This is a genomic window from Hyphomonas sp. J20-32 (genome assembly GCF_055808555.1).
The window spans coordinates 1,922,815-1,943,358 of record NZ_CM147873.1; the positions used below are offsets into that span (position 1 = coordinate 1,922,815).

The window sequence follows — 20,544 nt, forward strand, 5'->3', positions numbered from 1 at the left end:
GACCTGGCCCGCTCTAGGTTGAAGGTTGCGCGGACGCGGCGCGTTTCGCGTTCTTGAGTTCTATCAGCCGGCTGACATTGGGGAGAGAGGACAGGACCAGGTAGGCGGCCCGCAGGAAACCGGCCTTGTGCAGCTGTTCCAGTTCATCTCCGCCGAGAGCCGCGAGTTTTTCGTCGCTGATCGAATATATGTCGGGCACCTTGTAGGAGGTATGGTCATCCAGCTGGATATCCAGCGACGCTGGTTCGATCAGGTCAGCCGCCTCAAATGCAGCGAACATCGGCTCGGCGAGTTCCGCGCCCTTGTTGATGACGCGCAAAACGCGGCTGATATATTCAAGGTAGGGGGAATTGCCGCCGTGCTGCAGGAACAGGGGGTGGCCTTGTGTCCGGCTGATGCGGGGATTGTCGAGATCGACGAAAATGACCGGCTCGCGGCGCATTTCACCGTCAACATCCTGGTTCTGGAAGCCGATGGCGAAGGGCCCGCGCTGGTGGATCGCGGGTACATATCGAGCCTGCCAGCCGGAACCCGTTAGGAAGAGGTTTTCGCCCTTGTCCAGGCCGAGAAGGGCGACGCAGTGAAATTTTCCGGTCTCGTCCTTCCGAAAGAGGATGGGATACTCGCGCTGCACTTCCGCGAACTCCGTCGGGAAGACAGGCGTCTGATTGATATTGTCGCCATAGTCAGGGCCATGGCCCGTGATCACTTTAAGGTCCTGATGGTCGATATTGTTGAGCAGTGCCGTATTGGTCATGCTGCGCCTTTCGGTCCCTGGAGGCAGGCCAGCCCGGCCCGGTCAAAAAAGGCCGCTGCGAACAGCGGCCTTTTCAAGTTTATCCCGAATACGTCCAGCCTGTCGACGGCTAGAACTTGTAGCGTGCGCCGATGAGGTAACGCGGCGACAGTTCGTAGGAATAGTAGAATTGCTCCGGCACGCGGTGATAAATCCGCTGGTCTTCGCCAGTGATGTTGATCGCCTCGAATGATACCGCGACACGTTCGTTGATGTCGTAGCTGACATTCAGGTCGAATTGCCCGAAATCTTCCACGTAAACGCCGCTGCGGTCACCGGTCTGGTTGGTAGCCTGCAGGAACGTATCACGCCAGTTGTAGGCCAGACGTGCCGATAGTCCGTGGTTCTCGTATATCGCCGTAAGGTTGGCCGTATCGGACAGGCCGACCAGAGCGAACTGGTTCTCGCCCGGAGGGGACGCCGGATCGAGCTCTACGTCGCCATTGACCATTGTGTAGTTGGCCGCGAAGCCAAATCCGGTCTCGCCGAAGAAATGCTGCCAGGCAAACTCGATGCCGTCGATGTTGCCTTCCTTGTTGTTGATCGGCTGGGAGACAGCGAAGATCAGCAGCGGGTCGTCAGCATTCCCGGTCACATCATACAGGCCCAGAATGGAGTCGACATAGCTTTGCGGCAAGGCGCCGCCAACCAGATTGGCTTCAAACTCTGCCTGAGCCGCCGCGACGTTTCCGCCATTGGCGTCGATCAGGGCGACCATTGTGAACAGGTTCGCTTCTGATTCATCGATGCCGAGGGAGTTGATCACGTCTAGTGCATCGCCGGACCGGGTGCCGGCGGCGCCGGACGCAGGGTCGCGAAGACCGAAGAGGTTGCGATCAACAACACCGTTACCGATGAAGTTCTTCACGCGCTTGTCAAAGTAGCCGATCGAGACATAGCTGGCATCGCCGTAATACCATTCCGCCGAGATGTCGAAATTGTCCGACTCCAGGGGCAGGAGTGCCGGGTTCTGCGAGTTGCCTGTCACCTGGCCGCCCAGCCCTGTCGGGCGGTTCGGCGCGTTGGCGGCAGTCGATGCGAACAGGTTGTTGTAGGCGACCCGGCCGATCGTTTTGGAGTAAGATGCACGCCCGACGATATTGTCCGTAATGTCCAGCTGGAAGTCGACATTCGGCAGGAGGTGATCATAGCTGCCCTCACCGGAGAGGTTCTCCTTTGTGCCGGTCTGCTGAACAAGGAAGTCATTGTCAGCGGTCCAGAGGATACCGGATGGGATGGATTGCAGCGTGTTCGCCGTGACCTTTGTATCTTCATACCGGATGCCGGCGCTCACGCGTGCCGGCCGGTTGAGGAGCTCGCTCTCCATTTCGAACTGGGCAAAGATCGAGGTGATCTCTTCTCCAACCGTATCGGACGTCTCGTTGATGTTGTTCGAATTACCCGGATAGGCTGCCGAGAGCGCAGTAAAGAGCTTGGTCGCATCTCCCCTGAACGCCACGTCCGCTTGGCCGACGGCAAGGTCGTCGAACGTACAGGCGAGGCAGTAGGCTTCCATCACGCCGGGCGCGAACTGTTCGACGTCACCCGGATTGCTGATGCCCCAGCTGCCGAGATCCTGCTGTGTCGTCCGCGAGTTGCGGGTCATTTCGGTATCACGGTAATTACCGCCTACCGTCAGGCTGCTGGAACCGAAGTCCCAGACAAACCGCAGGTCGATTTCGTCAACCTGGTGCTTCATGTCCGCATCGGCAGAACGGGCAACCTGTGAGCCGAGGTCGCCAACGTCGAGGACGCCGTTACCATTGCCGCGTACGGAATCGTCGATCGTGTAGGACTGGATCGGGTAGCCACCGCGAAAGTCGACAGAGTGCTGCAGGATGACCGGTGCGCCCATTGTCGCAAAGGTTGCCGCGACGCCCAACGGGTTGTTGCCGCCGGATGTGGCTTCGGACGAGTGCGCGTCGAGTATCATCCGTGCGCGATCACTGAACTCCCACTCGGCGTTGAAGCCGAGCGATGTCATCTCGTCTTTCGTGGCGCGATTCGTTTGCTCGAAACCGATGTCTTTCGAGCCGTTATTGTTCTCCTGCAGGAATACCGCTGTCGCGACCGGTCCATCCGTGTCGAAGATGATTTGGTCGAACGGTGTGGCGAACCAGTTGGTTTGCTCGTAGCGCTGCTCTTCCGACTCGTTCTGCGCATAGGTCACGTCGCCCGTCAGGGTCAGCGTGTCCATCGGCCGGAACTGGAGCACTAGCTGGCCATTGATGCGCTCGCGGGAGATGTCCGAGAAATCGTAGCGGCTGTCCTGGGGGATCGCATAAAGCTGGTCGTCAGCTGGCAGGTTGGTGATTTGCGTTGATCCATCGCCGCGAACGTAGCTGCTGTCTGCAAACAGGCCATCGGACGCCGGGTCGAACACGAGCCAGTCATTCACCTGCTGCGTCGGCGCACCTAAATCGCGCTTGGAGTAGGAGCCGAACACGCCAATGCCGAAGCGTTCCGTATTGTCGGTCCAGCTGGCGAGGCCGGTCAGTTCCGGCGTGAAATCGTCGCCGGCTTCGACACTCGTATCGTTCATGACCTTGGCGCCTGCCGAGGCCTGGAAGCCGGGGGTATCGAGCGGGCGACGGGTTGTGATATTGACGGTCGCGCCGATGCCGCCCGAGGGGAGGATGGCCTGACCTGTCTTGTAGACTTCAAGGCTGCTGACGCCTTCGGACGCGAGGTTGGAGAAGTCAAATGAGCGGTCGGCGCCCGCAGCATAGTTGCCGCGTTCGCCGATGAGGCTGACTTCTGCGGTCGGCATCGTGCGGCCGTTCAGGGTGATCAGGTTGAAGTCCGGACCAAAGCCGCGGACGGTGATTTTCGAACCTTCGCCGTTCGAGCGGTCAATCGACACGCCGGTGATGCGCTGGAGCGATTCAGCGAGGTTTGTGTCCGGGAACTTGCCGATGTCTTCGGCGGAAATCGCATCGAGAACGCCATTGGCCTCGCGCTTCAGGTCCATCGCGCGTTCAAGCGAACCGCGAATACCCTGCACGACAACAACTTCCTGACGCGACTCTTCGTCAACCGCCTCCTGCGCATTTGCAGGCATTGCGCTGATGAGCGAGATGGCTGACGCGCCATAGAGCAACGCTGCCCATTTCGGTGAGCGTTTGCCGCGCACGCCGGATTCTTCCTTGATAAAGGTCATCGACTTCCTCCCTTGAACGTCGACGTCATGCTCGATGCGCCGAACTTGGTTTCTCTTATGGCCGCCGACCGCGTACCTGGTCCACCTGCCTGATGGTGATGCGAGCACAAAATGTTTGCGCTATCAATAGCGGTCTCGCGAAAGTGTTAGCGATAACGCGACACTGTGTCACAAAGGCAACACCTGGTGTCCCGCAATCCCGTTGTGGTTGAATTGTTCTGAGGTTGTTTAGGGCGCCAGATCTGCGCGGCGGTGTAAGTCCAATCCAAACCAGCATCGAGGTGAAGGCTCACCAGGTTTCAGGCGATGTGAGCGCGCGCATTGTGGATTCTGATGTAGGGTTCGTCCAGATACCACCATCATTGCGGATTCCGACACATGGATGCCGATCACTGCTGCCAGATATTTCGTGCGAAATAGACGGCGAACTGGTTTTTTAGAGGCAGACCACTTTGTTTTTCCCGCTGACTAGCCTGCAGCGGGTCGGTCATATCGAATTGGCGGTCGAATATTCGGTAGTCGGAATAGGGGGCAGTTTGTAGCTGCCCCCTACATTACTAGATGCCCTTGCTGATCCGGATTCCGATCGTGCGGGGGATATGGGTGCCGTAGCGGCTTTCGGCGAATGCTTCGGGGTGCACATAGGTGATGGAGTTGTCGTCAAAAACGTTTTCGACATAGCCGACGACAGTCCAGTCATCGAAGTTGGCCCCAAGGGACACGTTCACCTTCTCCCAGGAATCGGTGAAGTCGTAAGTCGGGCTTTGCACGCCCGGTTGGCCCGGCGTGAACGGTAATTGTCCGGGGAACGATCCGACATGCACAATGTTCGCCGCAAAGAACCCGTCAGACGAGTCACCGATATCGAACGTGTACTTCATGGCCAGCGCGCCCTGGAATTTAGGCGCTGCCATCCGCGCCCCCAGGACAGCGCCAGAGATAGCCGCTTCTTCCGGTGTCAGGTCTGTCACTTTCGCCTCATTGACCGCTGCAGTGAGGCCGAACCAGAGATTTTCGGTTGGAGTCAGTCCCATCTCCATTTCGATTCCCTTGCTTTCAGCCCCGCCAATATTGGTAGCGAACTGTATCTGGTCGGAAACGCGGTTGGCCTGCACCTGGATATTGCTCCAGTCGATGAAGTAGGCAGCAACATTTGCGCTGAGCTTTCGGTCGAACCAGAACCCCTTCATTCCGACTTCATAGCTCTTCAGGTCGTCGGAACCGGCGCCGTCCGGAATGATAAGGTCGGTCGGGTCAACGGTACTGGCCAGACCTGCGCGCGCGTTCCGCACCGGCGCCCGGAAACCCGTTGCATAGGTTGCGTAGGTCGTGACGTCCGGGGTGAGGTCATATGAGGCGCTGAACTTGTAGGATGGTCCTCTTTCCTTGGCTTTTTCGCCTCTGGCCTCGGGGATGTCGGTAATTGTCAGGGGGCCGGTAAGGCCGAAGAGTGCAGCGACGAGATAGTTGCTTGTGACGCCACCTTCTTCGGTGAACCCCTGTGCATCGGTGTTGCCATACCGCAGGCCGCCGATCAGGCGCAGCTTGTCGTTAACGTGGTATGTGAGCTCGCCGAACCCAGCCAGTTCATTTGCTCGCGCATAATTGTAGGCGTGTTGGTAGTATTCATCCGAAAGGCCAGTGAGGCCGCGCGCGTCCAGAAATTCCTGGGACGAACGATAGTTCAGGTCTACGTCACGTCGTTTCGTGAAGTAGAATCCACCAACAACCCAGTCCCAGTCTCCACCATCGGACGACGCCAGTCGCATCTCTTGTGTGAAGATGTCGTCATAAGCATCAGCATCCAGTGCGAAAGGAATGGTCTGGCCAAATGTACCGGCGAGATCGATATAGAATTTCTGGTCGTATGTTGTGTAGGTGCTCGAGCTGGTGAAAGTGGCCCAGTCGAGATCATAATTGATCGTGCCGTTTATGTTCGTCAGCTTGCCCTGGTACAGGTCTGGCCGGTCTGACAGTTTGACCCTGTCGCCCAGCTCTGGGCTGATCAGCGACGAGTCTCTCGGATTGCTCTTCTCATGCGAATACAGGAACCGCATCGACAGCCGGTCAGTTGGTTCGACCTGAAGGATCGCGCGACCGCCGTAGTTCACGAGCGTGTTTGCGTCTTCTTCGCCGGTGCCGATATTGTCGACCCAGCCTTCTTCATGCCGGTAGAAGCCGACGACACGCAGCGCGGCCTTGTCCTTGACCACCGGGATGTTGACCATGCCATTGTAGCGCTGACGCAGAGAATTCTTGTCGATGAGGCCGTAGTCGACGAGTCCAGAATAGTCGAATTCGTCCAGATCGGGATCTTTGGTCAGGATACGAACGGCGCCGGCGAGAGAACCTGACCCGAACAATGTGCCTTGAGGGCCGCGAAGAAACTCAACCCGCTGTACATCGAAGAGATTGGGATCAAGAATGGTCGAGTTGCCGTTGGCCGAAATCGGGACCTCGTCAATATAGATCGCGACAGTGCTCTGGAGATTCGCATTGTAGCCGTTGATCGCGATGCCGCGGGCCGTGAAATTGTTGAAATTCGCGCTCGGCTTGTTCAGCACGACGCCGGGTGTTGCGGTGGCCAGGCCCTCGTAGCCGACGATGCCTTTTTCAGACAGCTCGCGTTGCGCGAACGCACTGATACTGATCGGGACATCCTGAATACTTTCTTCCCGCCGTGTGGCGGTCACATAGATGGTATCCTGGACTTGTACGTCATCGTCCTGCCCGCTTTCCGACACTTGTTCCGGATTGGACGGCAATTGATCTGCGTCCTGCGCAATGGCTGTCGGCATTGTCATTGCCAGAATCGCACTCACAGAGCTCAAAATTTTGGTCTTCATGGTTTCCTCCCTTCGTGCGGATCTTCCGTCGGCACAAAGGGAATGAATAACCAAGAATTACGAAGTGTCAATTTCACTCTCGTGTGTGTGAATATAATTATTTTGGATTGCGGCGGAATTTCAACGCGGCCACGACGAGCATGGGCGCAGCGGCAAGAGGCGCAATTGAAGGGGAGGGGATGCTGAATGCCTGCCAGCGGGCAGGACCGGCAGAAAAACATTCATACACACAAGAGTGAGTATTGACGTGCGACCCCAGCTAGCTGCATGCTGCCTGAAACAACAAGCGAAACATCGCATCTGCTTAGCGGGGGAGAATCAATATGAAACGGACGACATTGGTGTTCGGCAGACGGTCTGAAAAGCAGGGGTCCGAATGGGTATTCGGTCCGCGTGCCGAAACCCGGGGCTGCTAGGTCATGGCGGTCGACACCTCCGTCAGTGCGGTCAAAGACGGGACAAAAACGACGGCAACAGTGCCTGGCATCAGGGCGTGGGCGACGCTCGGCATGTTGTGCTTTGTATACGTGTTGAACTTTCTGGACAGACAACTGCTGTCGATCCTGGCGAAGCCCATCCAGGACAGTCTGCATATTTCGGACAGTCAGCTTGGCCTGATTGGCGGCCTCTATTTCGCGTTTTTCTATTGCTTCATCGCCATTCCGGTGGGCTGGTTTGCTGACAAGACGAACAGGGTTGCCGTGTTGGCAACAGCCTGTGCCATCTGGAGCGCCGCGACAATTGCTTGTGGGCTGGCAAAAACCTATCCACAGCTTGTCGTTGCGCGGATGACTGTGGGCTTCGGTGAGGCTGGCGGCGTGCCGCCATCTTATGCGATCATCACGGACTATTTTCCGCCAGGACGACGCGGTACTGCCTTGGGCATCTTCAATCTTGGACCGCCGATCGGCGCGGCACTCGGCATTGCTTTTGGAGCGGCCATAGCCGTCATCTTCGACTGGCGACTTGCCTTCATTGTGCTTGGTGCCGTTGGCCTTGTTGCGGCATTGGCAGTCATCGTTTTCCTGCGAGAACCGCCGCGCGGCGGATTGGACATTGCCCAGGATGAAGCCACAGCGAGCAATTCGGGATTTTGGCCGACATTGATTTCGTTCTTCTCGAATCCGGCGCTTGTGCTTGTCGCGCTGGGAAGCGGGGCAACGCAATTCATCACCTACGGCCTGGGAAATTTCACGACACTTTTTCTGATGCGTGAAAAGGGAATGAGCCTCAGCGATGTCGCCATCTACTATGCGCTTGTTGTCGGAATTGGCATGAGTGCCGGGATATTCGCGTCTGGATGGGTAATTGACCGTTTCACGCGAAAGTCGAAACAAGCTTATGCAATTGTGCCGGCGATATCCTTGGCGCTAGCGGTGCCGTTTTACATTGCCTTCGTTTGGGCGCCGTCATGGCCTCTGGCAATGCTGTTCCTGATTGGGCCAACGTTTCTCAATTACTTCTACCTGTCTTCGTCGGTCGCGTTGGTTCAGGAAGAGGTGCGGCCGAACCAGCGAGTGATGTCAGGCGCTTTGCTGCTGCTTGTTATGAATTTTATCGGCCTTGGCCTCGGTCCGACATATGTCGGTATCGCCAGTGACTTCTTTCGGGCGAGTTATCCCGACAACTCCCTGCAGATCGCTCTCTACACGCTCATCCCGTTCTATTTCCTGGCCATTGGGATGTTTCTCTGGCTCGCGCAGGTATTGAAAAGGCGCGACCGCCAAAAGGAGGCACTACTGTCATGAATTTTTACGGTCTTGTGAAGGTCGCAGCGTGCGGCGCAATCTGCCTGTTTTCGGCCTGTTCGACCGCGGAGTATGAGGCCGATATACCCGTAGCCGCCTCGGACGCGGAGCCAGTGCTCGTGCATGCTCCTGCAGGGATCATGCGAGGCGAGGTTGATCGTGGCATGCGTATGTTTCGCGGTATTCCCTATGCGGAACCTCCAGTGGGGAATCTGCGCTGGAAGCCGCCCGAACCAAAGGCGCAATGGTCTGGCGTGAAGGAAGCGGTCGAGTTCGGTGCTGCCTGTATCCAGCCGGACGGCAGAAACTCAAAGAGCGTCTATGCTCGCGATATCGGCGAAATGAGCGAGGATTGCCTGACGCTGAATGTCTGGGCACCAGAGGACATCGAAAACGCACCGGTCTTCGTCTGGGTTCACGGCGGGGCGTTCTGGTCAGGCGGCAGCAGCGAACCGCTCTATGATGGCACTCACCTTGCCGAACAGGGCATGATTGTCGTTACTATCAATTACCGGGTTGGCGCGCTTGGCTATCTTGCGCATCCCGAACTGAGCGCAGAATCCCCAAGAGGCGTCTCCGGAAATTACGGACTATTGGATCAGGTTGAAGCACTTCGTTGGGTGCGGTCGAACATCGGCGCGTTCGGCGGTGACCCATCGAACGTCACTATCGCAGGGGAATCGGCGGGCGCGTTGAGCGTAATTTATCTGATGGCATCGCCCGATGCTCGGGGCTTGTTTTCGAAGGCCATAGCCCAGAGCGCGTACCTCGTTTCCATGCCTGAGCTGAAAACCGTCAATCACGGCACACTCCCGTCCGAAGCGGCGGGGCAAGCGCTGGCTTCAGCGTTGGGAGTTTCGGGCATTGAAGAGATGAGGGCCATGAATGCCAATGTGCTGAACGAAAAGGCGGCGGCGAACCTGTTCGTGCCGCTCGGCGTTGCTGATGGTGTAGTGCTGCCTGGCCAGATGGTGGACGTTTTTGAGCGCGGTGACCAGGCCGCCGTGCCACTGCTTCTCGGTTTCAATAGCGGTGAAGTGAGGTCGATGCCTATCCTGGCGCCTCGTCCGCCTGCGACGGCTGCTGAGTACAAGAACACGATCCGGAGGCAGTATGCCGACCTCGCAGATGACTTCCTCAAGCTGTATCCCGGCAGGGACATGCAGGAGAGCGTGTTCGCAACCACGACGCACGCGCTATACGGATGGACAGCCGAGAAACTTGCGCGGGAACAGACCCGCCTCGGCCAATCTGCCTTTCTGTACCTGTTCGACCACGGGTATCCGGCAGCAGACAAGGCAAACCTGCATGGTTTTCACGCAAGTGAATTGCCTTACGTTTTCGGAACAATGGATGGTACGCCATCGCGCTGGCCAAAAATACCGGATACTGAAGAAGAGAAGGCTTATTCAGTTGCAATGCTCAGCTATTGGGCCAGCTTTGCGACGTCGGGTGCGCCTGACGCTGCCGATCTGGAGGCATGGAAACCTTATGGAGCTGATCGCACGTTCATGGCGTTCCGGGAGCATCCGCAACTGGAGAATGGTGTTTATCCGGGCATGTTCGAGTTGCATGAGGAGGCGGTCTGCCGCCGCAAAGCTGCGGGCAACCTTCCCTGGAACTGGAACGTCGGACTCGTTTCTCCGTCGTTGGAGTACGAAGGCGAGCGTTGCCGCCCTTGAGCCAAATGGGCGCCAGTTAGTCTTTCAGGGCCAGGAATCCGGCTGCCATGAATCGCGCCATCCTTTTCTTGACGGCCGGAAAGTCATCAGACCGGCAAATGCCGCCAGAGAGCCGATCGATTCGACCTGTCCGGGCCAAGGTGTTCATCAGGGCGCCAGTTACGAAATGATACCCCCAGAAGATGTCGTCCTCTGTATAGTCGGGTAGCGCACGCTTCAGGATGCTGACGAGCTTGAGGACAACCGGGTCAAAATGCTTGTCCATAAGTTCAGCGCCTTCCGGCGTATTGCTGACGCGCGCGCAAAAGGCAGCATAGTTCATCCAATGCTTGCCGCCTTCGAAATACAGGTCGAGGTCCGTGTCGAGGAAGGCATGCAGGGCCCCTTCGACGGTAGGGCTATCGCCTGCTTCGGCCTCGTATTTTTCCAGGGCATCAATGCGCCTATCGCTGGTGAAACTGGCGCGGCGTGCGAAGACTTCCTCGAACAGGTGCTGTTTGTCGTCAAAATAATAGTGAACGAGCGTTGTATGGATTCCCACGCGTTTCGCGACATCCCGCAAGGTTACCCCGTGCAAGCCGTTTTGTGAGAACAGGAACTCCGCCGCATCCAATATTTGTTCGATGCTTTCTGCGCGTTGTTCTGCCTTGCTGCGGCGCGCTGGCTTTCTCGTGGTTTCTGTCATTATGTTTTCCCTTTCTTTTTAGGGTAAAGGGACCATTTTACGCCCGTCAACCGCTAGCTTGCCCGATGGTAAGCCTTCCGCTTTCATAATCTGCCCGAAGCAGGTTCTTGTCGATCTTACCTGTTGCGGCAAGTGGCATCGAGTCAATCAGGATCAGCTGTTCCGGTATCCACCAGTTTGCAACCTGTCCTTGCAGAAGGTCGAGCAATGCCCGCTCGTCAAGCGAATGGTCAGTGCGGGGCTCGACGATAGCAACAGGGCGCTCGCCCCATTTTGGGTCCAGCCGTCCAATCACCGCAACTTGGCCTACCGCTGGGTGCCGACCAAGAATATCCTCTATTTCCGCCGGATTGATCCATTCGCCACCCGATTTCAGCAGATCCTTGGAGCGACCGCGAATAGTGAGATATCCGGCAGGGTTAATGCTGGCGAGGTCGCCGGTATCGAAAAAGCCTTCCTCATCGAGCGCATGGTCTTCAGCTTTGAAGTATCGATCCACGACGCTGTGGCCCTTGACCTTGAGATGGCCGGTGGGGCCTCGTTGCACGGGAAGGGTGTTTCCCTCAGCGTCCGTGAGTTTCAGGTCGAGCCCCATAGGCGGACGGCCCGACGAACCGTCATTGTATTGGGTTCCAGGGGGCGCAATCGTCCCGACCGGCGACAGTTCGGTCATTCCCCAGCTTGTCTGCACCTCAACGCCCAATCGCTCTTCCATTCGGCGCAACAGGGATTCGGGACACCTGGAGCCGCCAATGAGGATGCGCTTCAAGTCTGGCAGGTTACCTCCTGCCTCGTCTAGGTGCTCGACGACACCCAGCCAGACAGTCTGGACGCCGGCGGCGACAGTGACCCGTTCGTCTCGCATCAGCTTGGCGAGGCTTGCGCCATCGGCATGCCGGCCGGGAAGGACAAGTTTTGCGCCTACGGCCGGGGCAGCGAAAGGAAGTCCCCAGCCATTGGCATGAAACATGGGCACGGCCACGAGCAGGGTATCCCTGCCTGTCAGCCCAATGGCGTCGGACTGCAAGGCGCGAAGCGTATGCAGATAGTTGGACCGGTGTGTGTACAGAACTCCCTTGGGCTTTCCTGTCGTACCGGATGTGTAACAAAGGCCGGCAGCCGTTTCTTCGCCAAAGTCGCCCCACGTGACGGGTTGTCCCAACGATTCGAGTAATGCGTCGTGGAACCAAACCTTCGCGGCGGTCGGTGCCACGATGTCGGGGCTTGTGGAATCGTTGTCGAGAATGATCACATGCTCCAGGGAGGGACATGCGGAGGCGATGTCATGGATCATCGGGGCAAGGCTGGCAGATACTGCAAGCACCCTGTCCTCGGCTTCATTGATGATCGTGGACAGGTGCTCTGGCGTGAAGCGGGGATTTAGCGTGTGGCAGACAAATCCGGCACCCATCGCAGCATAGTAGACTTCAAGGTGGTGTTGTGTGTTCCAGGCCAGCGTGCCGATCCGGTCGCCCAGCTTCATGCCGAGCGCGGCCAAGGCACCGGACAGACGATTACAGCGCGTATGCAGATCGCGATAGTTGAGGCGCCGGGTGATCGTGCCTGCATCTGCCGTGACAATGGTTTGCTCGCCCGACCATTTGGCGGCGTGGATCAGGAATTTGTCGATCGTCAGGGAATAGTCTTGCATGGGAAGGGGAGGAGACCGTTTCGGAAGGGAGAAAAATCTAGCGGTGGAAAGGGCTGCAGATCAGCATCTCGGGCGCCAGGTACCCGGGTCACCTGAAAGATTACTTCGCATTGCCCGAAGGGCTTTCAGTTTGGCGACAGTGCCAGAATTCACATGCTGCATCCCCTTGGTCGAAGGGAAGGAGCCTGTCTCGGATTCACGTGCCTTCATAACGCGCCCCTCGTTGCGCCGTGCTGACTTGCCAGTTTTCAGAAAATGAAGTTCATTCGACAGTGTGTCAATATTTATTCTCTCAATAATGAATGTCTTCAGGGGCTGCTTTCCGGATCGACGCGCCGCTAAAGGCCGAACCAGAATTGGGATGGCGTATCCATCATGCCAAGTGGAAAAATCCACCAAAAGAGAATAGGAAAGATGCGAGCGAAAAAGAAAAACAGTATTCGTTGCCTGCATTTGTAACGCTTCGTCGGGATTGACGAGGGTTGACCCGTTTATACCAGACCGCAGTCTTGAGAGCCCTTTCCAGAGGCATTTAGGACAACTTCGGACTCGGAAGCCATCAATCAGCACGGCCTGCTTCATTTGATTCTGGTGACGTCCTGATACAGCGAAACGGGTTCTTGACCATTTGTTGGGGCCGACGGCTGGGATCGGCGCTTTTATTTCCGCTCCGCCGAGAACGCTGTGCCGCGAAAGCATCGGCATCCTAGAATCAATCCAAGGGAGCAATTTTTTGCTGCTCTGCGTCCATGGCGATTGTCTTGCCGCCTCGGCGCGCGCTGGTCAAAAGGGACGGAGATCGGTTCGAATTCGACTGCCGGCATCAGCCTGCGCAGCCAAAAACCTGGGCGGAGAGACCAGAAGATTCGGTTCCGTTGGGTTTCCCTCAAAAATGCTTCTCACCTCAGCGCCTGGAGGAGAACGCTTAGCTTGCTCTGCTCTGGTCACATCCATCCGCGCAGACCGGACTGGTCTGGTGAGAGCGGTTTGGATGAATTCCGGAGAATCAACCAGAGGTGCTATTCAAAAGTTGAATGCGTGGTGTGCGAACGATTGAAACTCGGCCATGAAGGTGGGCGTCAACGTCTTCAAGGCGTTGGGTTCCACGATTATGACGCCTTGGCCAGGTCAAGGAACATTCGAGAGACCGAAACGGCAGTCAGCGAAAATCTCAGTGTTTAAAGATGAAATCGGCAAATTTCTTCACTGCCAGCGACACTTCTGGCAGCCGCAGTTTAGCAATCGATTCCAAGTGCGCGATGTCGACAGTCCGAGAGCAGGCTCTCCCCCTCATGGGCGTTTACTCTTTGTAAACCGACGGGAAACTATCCAATAAGTAGAAACGACGGGAAAGGGCTCATCCGATGGTCGCGAGAATAAGGTTGGATTCCTGCGCGACGATGAGCGTGATCGGCCCTCTTTATGAGCAGGTTCTGCAGGCACTTTCGGACCAGCCTGATTTGGAAATCGATGCTTCGGAAGTCGCGGATATTGATCTGAGTCTCATTCAGCTCATCGAGTCGGCGCGAGCGCTGGCCGCGCGTGAAGGCAAGGCGGTCTCCTTGACCAATCCCGCCAATCCTGTGCTCGCGGAACTGTTGGAACGCGCCGGCTTTCTTACGGCGCCAACCGCGGAAAATATAAACTTTTGGTTTCACGGAGAGCTGACAATATGAGCGCCTCGATACTTGTCGTCGACGATTCTTCCAGCCTGCGCATGGCCATCCGCATTGCGTTGACGGGCGCGGGCTACAACGTCACCGAGGCTGCAGATGGGGAGGAGGGCTTGAGCGAGGCCAAGGCGATCAAGTTCGACATGGTGCTCACGGACCTCAACATGCCCAATATGGATGGGCTCACAATGATCCGCGAAATCCGAAAGTTGCCAATCCAGGCAGGCACGCCGATTGTTTTTCTCACTACTGAATCCGACGACGCGATGAAGCAGCAGGCCAAGAGTGCCGGTGCTACAGGGTGGATCGTGAAGCCCTTTGTGCCCGAGCAGCTGGTCAAGATTGCCCGGAAAGTGCTTGGCCGATGAGTCAGCAGGATCCCGTCGCTTTGTTCCGCATTGAGGCGGACGAACTGCTCGGCGGGATCGAGCAGGCGCTGCTCGATTTGAGTCGGTCGTCTGGCGATCAAGGTTTGATCGATACTGTGTTTCGGGGGCTGCACACGCTGAAGGGGTCGGGCGCCATGTTCGGCTTTGATGCCCTGGCCGGATTTACGCACCATTGCGAGACAGCCTTCGACCGTGTCCGCAAGGGGGTGGTGCCTGTCACGCCTGCGCTCATCACCGTCATCCTCGATGCACAGGATCATATGCGTGCGCTGATTGAGGGCAGTGGTGCGGATATTGAAGCGACAAGTGAGGCTCTCTTGTCGAATCTGCAGGCAGCAATCGCTGAGGCTGAAGGCTTGGAATCTGCTACAGCGGTTGAGCCAGCAGCAGCGATCCCGGCTGGCTGGCACCTTTACTTCCGCTTGCCGCCCCAGGCCATGGCCAACGGTACAAATCCCCTGTTCTTGCTCGATGAGCTGCGCGAGTTGGGTGAGTGCCGCGTTAGAGCGCGTACCGACGGAATTCCCCCTTTGTCTGAACTTTCGCCGACTGAGTGCCATATAGGCTGGGACGTGGAGTTGCGCGGCGATATCTCTCGTGACGACATCGAGGATGTCTTCATATTCATCATGGATGACATGGAGATGAAGATCGAGCCGCTGGCGCCGGACCGGTGCGGTGAGATCGAAGACGCGCTGGATACAAGTGCATCGCTGCAGGTCGAGCCGGTCCTGGGTGATGTTGTGCCGGATGCGGCCGATCCCGATGAAGCCAGGTCCGGCGCTCCCGCGTTCAATTCGGCAGCAGTCAAGCCTGAGGAAAGCGTTCGTGTTCCTGCTGAGCGCCTCGACGTCCTTATGGGCAGAGTTGGCGAACTCGTAATAGCCCAAAGCCGCCTGTCACAACTTTCGGACGGTGGTGCTGTGGTCAGTGAGGTGGCGCTAAGTTCTGTCTCGGAAGAAATCGAACGGCTCACTGGTGAATTGCGCGATACGATCATGATACTGCGCATGATGCCGATAGCTGGATTGTTCAACCGATACCGCCGTCTCGTTCACGACCTGTCTCGGGAGACCGGCAAAAAAATTATTCTGTCGACGGAAGGTGAAACTGCGGAGGTCGACAAGACCGTTATCGAACGGCTCGCCGACCCGATGCTTCACCTCATTCGCAATGCATGCGACCATGGTCTCGAAACACCCGAGCAGCGCATCGCGGCGGGCAAGCCCGTGGAGGGCCGGATTCACCTTTCCGCACACCAAGCCGGCGGAGAAGTGCTTATTACCATACGCGACGACGGCCGTGGCATCGATCGCGACCGGGTTCGCGCCAAAGCCGAGGCTCAGGGGTTGGTCCAGTCCGACCAGGTGTTGAGCGATAACGATTTGCTCCAGATGATATTCCACCCGGGATTCTCAACGGCATCGCAGGTTACGAGCCTCTCCGGTCGAGGCGTGGGCATGGACGTGGTCAAGCGCACAATCGAGAGCCTGCGGGGCGCTATCGATATCAAGTCAAAACCCGGTGACGGCTCTGCAGTGGTGTTGCGCATCCCGCTTACCCTCGCCATCATTGACGGCCTGCTCGTGCGCGTAGGTGACGAGCGCTTTGTGATCCCGCTCGCGGCGGTCGAGAAATGTCTCGAACTCAGCCTTGAAGAAGATCTGCGCTCGCGTGGCCGAAGCTTCGTCACGCTGCACGAGAGGCTGGTGCCATTCTTGCGCCTACGGGATTTGTTCCACACCGGCACCAAACCCGAACTGCACCAGAAGATTGTCGTCATCACTACGGGCGGAGAGCGGGTAGGCTTGGTGGTTGACCAGATCATTGGCGGCCACCAGACGGTAATCAAGTCAATGTCACCCTTGCATCGTGATGTGTCTGCCTTTGCTGGAGCTACGATCTTGGGTGATGGCAGTCTCGCACTGATCCTCGATGTCATTCAGATCGTTTCTCTTGGCCAGCATCAGGAGGAGCGGCTGCGCGCCGCTGGATAGTCATGATCGAGCCGATTCCGACTCAATGGGATGCGAATGATCAGCTTGAAGCGTTGCTTTTCGACATCGGCGACGAAACCTTCGCACTTGAAGCCGCCATGGTGCAGGAAATCTTCGATCTGCTGCCAGAAACCAGAATTCCCGGTGCCCCGCTGGTTGTGGGAAGCATCGTGAACTTCAGGGGCAGGATTCTTCCGGTTGCCGATCTCGCGCTGGCGTTTGGCATGTCGACCGGGGCAGCAACCATAGACAGTCGCATCGTCGTTATCGAGTTGAGGCTTGAAGGGGAGAGGATGCAGGTCGGCATTCGAGCCAACAAAGTGCGTAAGGTTACAACGCTCGATCGTGATGCAAGCGAATGTCCGCCCGTCGTTGGAATGCGCTGGCGGCGCGACTATGTCCGAGAGCTGATCCGTGGAGAGAGCGGCATAATAATAATCCCAGACTTGCCGGCGATCTTTCGCTCGATCCTGGTGCGCGATGATCTCTCTGCGGCGCTGGCGGGCGGGTCGTGATTGGTCGCAAGCGCTTAGGTGCGGAGAGGGCGTCCGGCAAAAAAGTGGGTATACGAATAAAATATACCTATCAAAATTACTACAGAAAAGCCGCCATGGTTTTGCGCATATACAGGAAGGTTTGTTTGTCATGAGATGGACGATAAAAGCTAGAATTGCAGCGTGCTTTGCGTTGATAATATTGATGCTTCTGACGGTATCGGTATTGTCCGTAACCAGATTGGAAAAAGTGAACGGCGCTATCTCGAGCATTGTTGACGGCCCGGCAAGGTCTCTTTCCTTGGCCGAGATGATGGATGTCGACATCGGGCGACTCCGGCTTGAGGAAAAGGTTTTGATTCTCACCAATGATCCGGTGCGGCGCAGACAATCGGACGTGGCGATTACCAGTGCCCAAGGGCGCATCGACACGATGATGAACGAGGGTGTTGCCGGGGCTCGCGCTGCAGACGAGAAGGCGTTGTGGATACAGGCGAAGCGTCAGTGGGACGCCTATCGCCCGCTTGCAACCCGCGTAGACAAGCTCGTTATGGCCGGTCAGATTGAGGAGGCGACGAGGCTTTCGATGGTGGATTCGCAGGAAACTGCGACAGCGCTGAGTGAGATCAGCGACAGGCTAGTCGAACACTACCAGCAAGAAATGGCCGACATTCGCGAATCGACGGAGGTACTCTATCGTGATGCACACCAGACCATTCTAGTTGTCTCTTGTTTTGCCCTCTTGTTTGCGATCTTTAGTGCCATCTCGAATGTGGCGGCCATTGCGCGTGGTTTGAAGAAAATAAAGGTTGCGATCCAGGCGGTGGCGATCGGCGACCTAGATCAGGTTGCGTCGGTCAAGTCGAACAACGAGATCAGGGACCTTCTCGAGACAGTTGATGGCATGTCGGCCAACATGCGGGTCAGCGCCAAGCTGGCCGACAGGGTTGCTGATGGTGACCTGACGGTGACGCATGTGCCACTGTCCAGCAAGGATGTGCTGGGGCACGCGTTGGTTCGCATGACAGAGCGTCTTCGAGGCGTGGTTAGCGACACGAGCCATGCGGCAGAGAGCGTTGCGTCGGGTAGCCAGTCGTTGTCGGCGAGTTCTGAGCAGATGTCGCAAGGTGCGGCCGAGCAGGCAGCTGCGACCGAGCAAGCGGCGGCTTCGATGGAGGAGATGGCCGCCAATATTAAGCAAACCGCCGATAACGCTGCGCAAACCGAGAAGATTGCGCGCCAATCGTCTAAGGACGCCGAAGCAAGCGGCGCAGCGGTCGACAAGGCGGTCGTGGCAATGCGGATCATTGCCGAGAAGATTTCCATCGTACAGGAAATCGCGCGCCAAACAGATCTGCTCGCCTTGAATGCGGCCGTGGAAGCCGCTCGTGCAGGTGAGCACGGTCGCGGCTTTGCTGTAGTAGCGTCGGAGGTGCGGAAGCTTGCCGAACGGAGCCAAGGCGCAGTGACGGAGATCAGCTCAATTTCGGCAAGCACCGTGTCGGCCGCAACCGAAGCGGGCGAGATGCTCACAAAGTTGGTGCCGGATATTCGCCGTACCGCCGAACTTGTTGCCGAGATCAGCGCTGCTTGCCGTGAACAGGACGTTGGCTCTTCCCAGATCAATGATGCGATCCAGCAGCTCGACCATGTTGCGCAGCAGAGTTCAGGAATATCTGAGTCGATTTCCGACACTTCTGATGAGCTCGCGGCGCGAGCTGAAGAACTCCAAGCGGGCATGGCCTATTTCCGGGTAAGAGAGGGGGCGTCCAGTCATTCGCAAGCCAAGCGCAATACCGCCGGAAAGCTCGATGCAAAACCTGCGAAGCCAGTTGCCAAGCTCCCGGGAAAGAATGAGAACAAGCCCAATTCGATTGCTGACCAGCAGGTGCGGGTGAAAGGCTTCGCGCTGGACCTTTCGAGCGGAAAGGCTGACGACGAAGACGATAGCTTTAAGGTGGAGGTTGCATGAGTGCCGATCCTGACATTCAGGTTGTGACCTTTGGCCTTGGCGCGGAAATCTTTGCAGTGCCGGTGAATTTGGTTCGCGAGATACTGGATGCGCGAGACACGTTTCGTCTTCCAAACGGTCCGGACTACTTGCGCGGTCTTACGGACGTTCGCGGCCAGGGCGTGACGACAATCAGTCTGCGGCTTCGGTTTGGCCTGCCTGAAGTAGAAGACACTTCTGCGACGCGAATTTTGGTCGTAGACGTTCCCCTTGCTGATCGTACGTTGGTGCTCGGGCTTGTTGTCGATCATGTGCTGAACGTTAGCAGCTATCCGACCGATGGAATTGAGCACGCGCCAGATATCGGTGTGCCTTGGCCGTCTGAGTACATTTCGGGTGTCATCAGGCGCCCCGAAGGATTCGCAGTTCTGCTCGATATGGGTCGCATATTTTCGAGCGATGAAGTTGTGGCGTTGCAAGCGCCAGCCATATCGGCCGCCTGATGGAGGTGTACTCTTCAGTTGTAGCCACGAGCGGAAGTCTCCCTGCGTCCTGTTTTTGTGGAGTTGCTCATCTTGAGCAGATTGCAAAGGAGCAGTCGTCTTGTCTGTGAAACCGCTGAACTTCGAAGCTGTTGCAACCAACGAAGAGGAGTTGAACGAGAAAAACTGCGCGCGGTTATCGGGCTTCATTAGTCAGCACTCCGGTATCAAGATGTCGGAGAAAAAGAAAGCGATGCTCAAAGGACGTGTGGCACGCCGCATGCGAGCGACCGGCATGAATTCGCTAAATGACTACTGCAAGTTCGTTTTTGAAGGCGAGAATTTGAAGCATGAGGGAGCCCACCTCATCAATGCCATCACAACCAACAAGACCGATTTCTTCCGAGAATCCGGTCACTTCGACTATCTTCGAAGCGTTGTGTTGCCGGAACTGTCGGAGCGGGGCGTACGGAAGATACGTGCCTGGAGCGCAGCCTGTTCAACGGGACCGGAGCCTTATTCTATCGCAATGGTGCTAGATGATTATGCCAGCGAGCAAAAGGGTGTCACTTACGGAATTCTGGCCACCGATCTCAATACTGACGTGCTGGCGACCGCGCGCAAAGGGATATATCCCACGGCGGAGGTCGAGCACGTTCCAAATTCATTGCGACGCAAATATGTGATGACGTCGTGCGATCCCTCAAGAGGCGAGAGCCGCATCGTGCCAGCCTTGCGAAGCGCGATCGGGTTCGCGCAGGGAAATTTGATGAGCGATCGCTATTGGGTCGGCGATCCCATGCACGTAATTTTTTGTCGCAATGTGCTGATCTATTTCGATAGGGAAACACAGTATCAGGTTGTGAAGAAGCTTCTCCATTGTCTTGCGCCGGGCGGCTACCTGTTTCTTGGCCATTCAGAGTCGATTGCTGGCTTCGACCTGCCGATCAAGCAGGTCGCCAACACTGTGTTCAAACGGATTTGACTCAC

The 20,544-nt window shown here is 57.0% G+C and carries 15 protein-coding genes; 9 read left to right on the forward strand and 6 right to left on the reverse strand.

The window, feature by feature from the left end; all coding sequences use genetic code 11:
* Positions 1-13: 13 nt before the first annotated feature.
* The 3 genes from AC0L7I_RS09560 to AC0L7I_RS09570 form a co-directional block, all read right to left on the reverse strand.
* Complete coding sequence (locus AC0L7I_RS09560; protein ID WP_473396209.1) at positions 14-757, reverse strand: SapC family protein; 744 nt, start codon at positions 755-757, stop codon at positions 14-16.
* Between the two features lie 109 nt (positions 758-866).
* Entirely contained in the window at positions 867-3,956 is a 3,090-nt protein-coding gene (locus AC0L7I_RS09565; RefSeq protein ID WP_473396210.1) for a TonB-dependent receptor, read from the reverse strand.
* Positions 3,957-4,513: 557 nt separating this feature from the next.
* A complete protein-coding gene (locus AC0L7I_RS09570) occupies positions 4,514-6,802 on the reverse strand; it encodes a TonB-dependent receptor (RefSeq protein ID WP_473396211.1) in 2,289 nt (762 codons plus the stop codon).
* Positions 6,803-7,221: 419 nt separating this feature from the next.
* On the opposite strand from AC0L7I_RS09570, the gene AC0L7I_RS09575 reads away from it, so the two are divergent.
* Complete coding sequence (locus tag AC0L7I_RS09575) at positions 7,222-8,550, forward strand: spinster family MFS transporter (protein WP_473396212.1); 1,329 nt, start codon at positions 7,222-7,224, stop codon at positions 8,548-8,550.
* The gene (locus AC0L7I_RS09580; RefSeq protein ID WP_473396213.1) at positions 8,547-10,232 is read left to right on the forward strand and encodes a carboxylesterase/lipase family protein; all 1,686 of its coding nucleotides are present in this window, start codon (positions 8,547-8,549) and stop codon (positions 10,230-10,232) included. The genes AC0L7I_RS09575 and AC0L7I_RS09580 overlap by 4 nt, the downstream gene beginning before the upstream one ends.
* 16 nt (positions 10,233-10,248) lie before the next feature.
* On the opposite strand, the gene AC0L7I_RS09585 is transcribed toward AC0L7I_RS09580, so the two are convergent.
* From AC0L7I_RS09585 to AC0L7I_RS09595, 3 genes are read right to left on the reverse strand one after another with little or no spacing between them, the layout of a single operon-like run.
* Positions 10,249-10,917 carry a TetR/AcrR family transcriptional regulator gene (locus AC0L7I_RS09585; protein ID WP_473396214.1) on the reverse strand — a complete coding sequence of 223 codons (669 nt, stop codon included), beginning with the start codon at positions 10,915-10,917 and terminating at the stop codon, positions 10,249-10,251.
* 46 nt (positions 10,918-10,963) lie between these two features.
* Positions 10,964-12,568, reverse strand: a complete 1,605-nt coding sequence (locus AC0L7I_RS09590; protein ID WP_473396215.1) for a long-chain-fatty-acid--CoA ligase — start codon at positions 12,566-12,568, stop codon at positions 10,964-10,966.
* Positions 12,569-12,628: 60 nt separating this feature from the next.
* Complete coding sequence (locus AC0L7I_RS09595) at positions 12,629-13,273, reverse strand: hypothetical protein (protein WP_473396216.1); 645 nt, start codon at positions 13,271-13,273, stop codon at positions 12,629-12,631.
* A gap of 659 nt (positions 13,274-13,932) precedes the next feature.
* Between AC0L7I_RS09595 and AC0L7I_RS09600 the strand changes: the two genes are divergently transcribed.
* From AC0L7I_RS09600 to AC0L7I_RS09630, 7 genes are all read left to right on the forward strand, one after another.
* Complete coding sequence (locus tag AC0L7I_RS09600; RefSeq protein WP_473396217.1) at positions 13,933-14,244, forward strand: STAS domain-containing protein; 312 nt, start codon at positions 13,933-13,935, stop codon at positions 14,242-14,244.
* Positions 14,241-14,609, forward strand: coding sequence for a response regulator (locus AC0L7I_RS09605; RefSeq protein ID WP_473396218.1), 369 nt, complete (start codon positions 14,241-14,243; stop codon positions 14,607-14,609). The genes AC0L7I_RS09600 and AC0L7I_RS09605 overlap by 4 nt, the downstream gene beginning before the upstream one ends.
* Positions 14,606-16,627: a chemotaxis protein CheA gene (locus AC0L7I_RS09610; protein WP_473396219.1), complete on the forward strand. Its 2,022-nt coding sequence runs from the start codon at positions 14,606-14,608 to the stop codon at positions 16,625-16,627. The genes AC0L7I_RS09605 and AC0L7I_RS09610 overlap by 4 nt, the downstream gene beginning before the upstream one ends.
* Positions 16,628-16,629: 2 nt before the next feature.
* Positions 16,630-17,142, forward strand: coding sequence for a chemotaxis protein CheW (locus AC0L7I_RS09615; protein ID WP_473396220.1), 513 nt, complete (start codon positions 16,630-16,632; stop codon positions 17,140-17,142).
* Positions 17,143-17,272: 130 nt separating this feature from the next.
* Entirely contained in the window at positions 17,273-19,093 is a 1,821-nt protein-coding gene (locus AC0L7I_RS09620; RefSeq protein WP_473396221.1) for a methyl-accepting chemotaxis protein, read from the forward strand.
* Positions 19,090-19,575, forward strand: coding sequence for a chemotaxis protein CheW (locus tag AC0L7I_RS09625; RefSeq protein WP_473396222.1), 486 nt, complete (start codon positions 19,090-19,092; stop codon positions 19,573-19,575). Before AC0L7I_RS09620 ends, AC0L7I_RS09625 begins: the two co-directional genes overlap by 4 nt.
* Positions 19,576-19,681: 106 nt before the next feature.
* Positions 19,682-20,539 (forward strand): CheR family methyltransferase, encoded by an 858-nt coding sequence (locus tag AC0L7I_RS09630; protein ID WP_473396223.1) that lies wholly within the window; start codon positions 19,682-19,684, stop codon positions 20,537-20,539.
* The last annotated feature ends 5 nt before the right edge of the window (positions 20,540-20,544 follow it).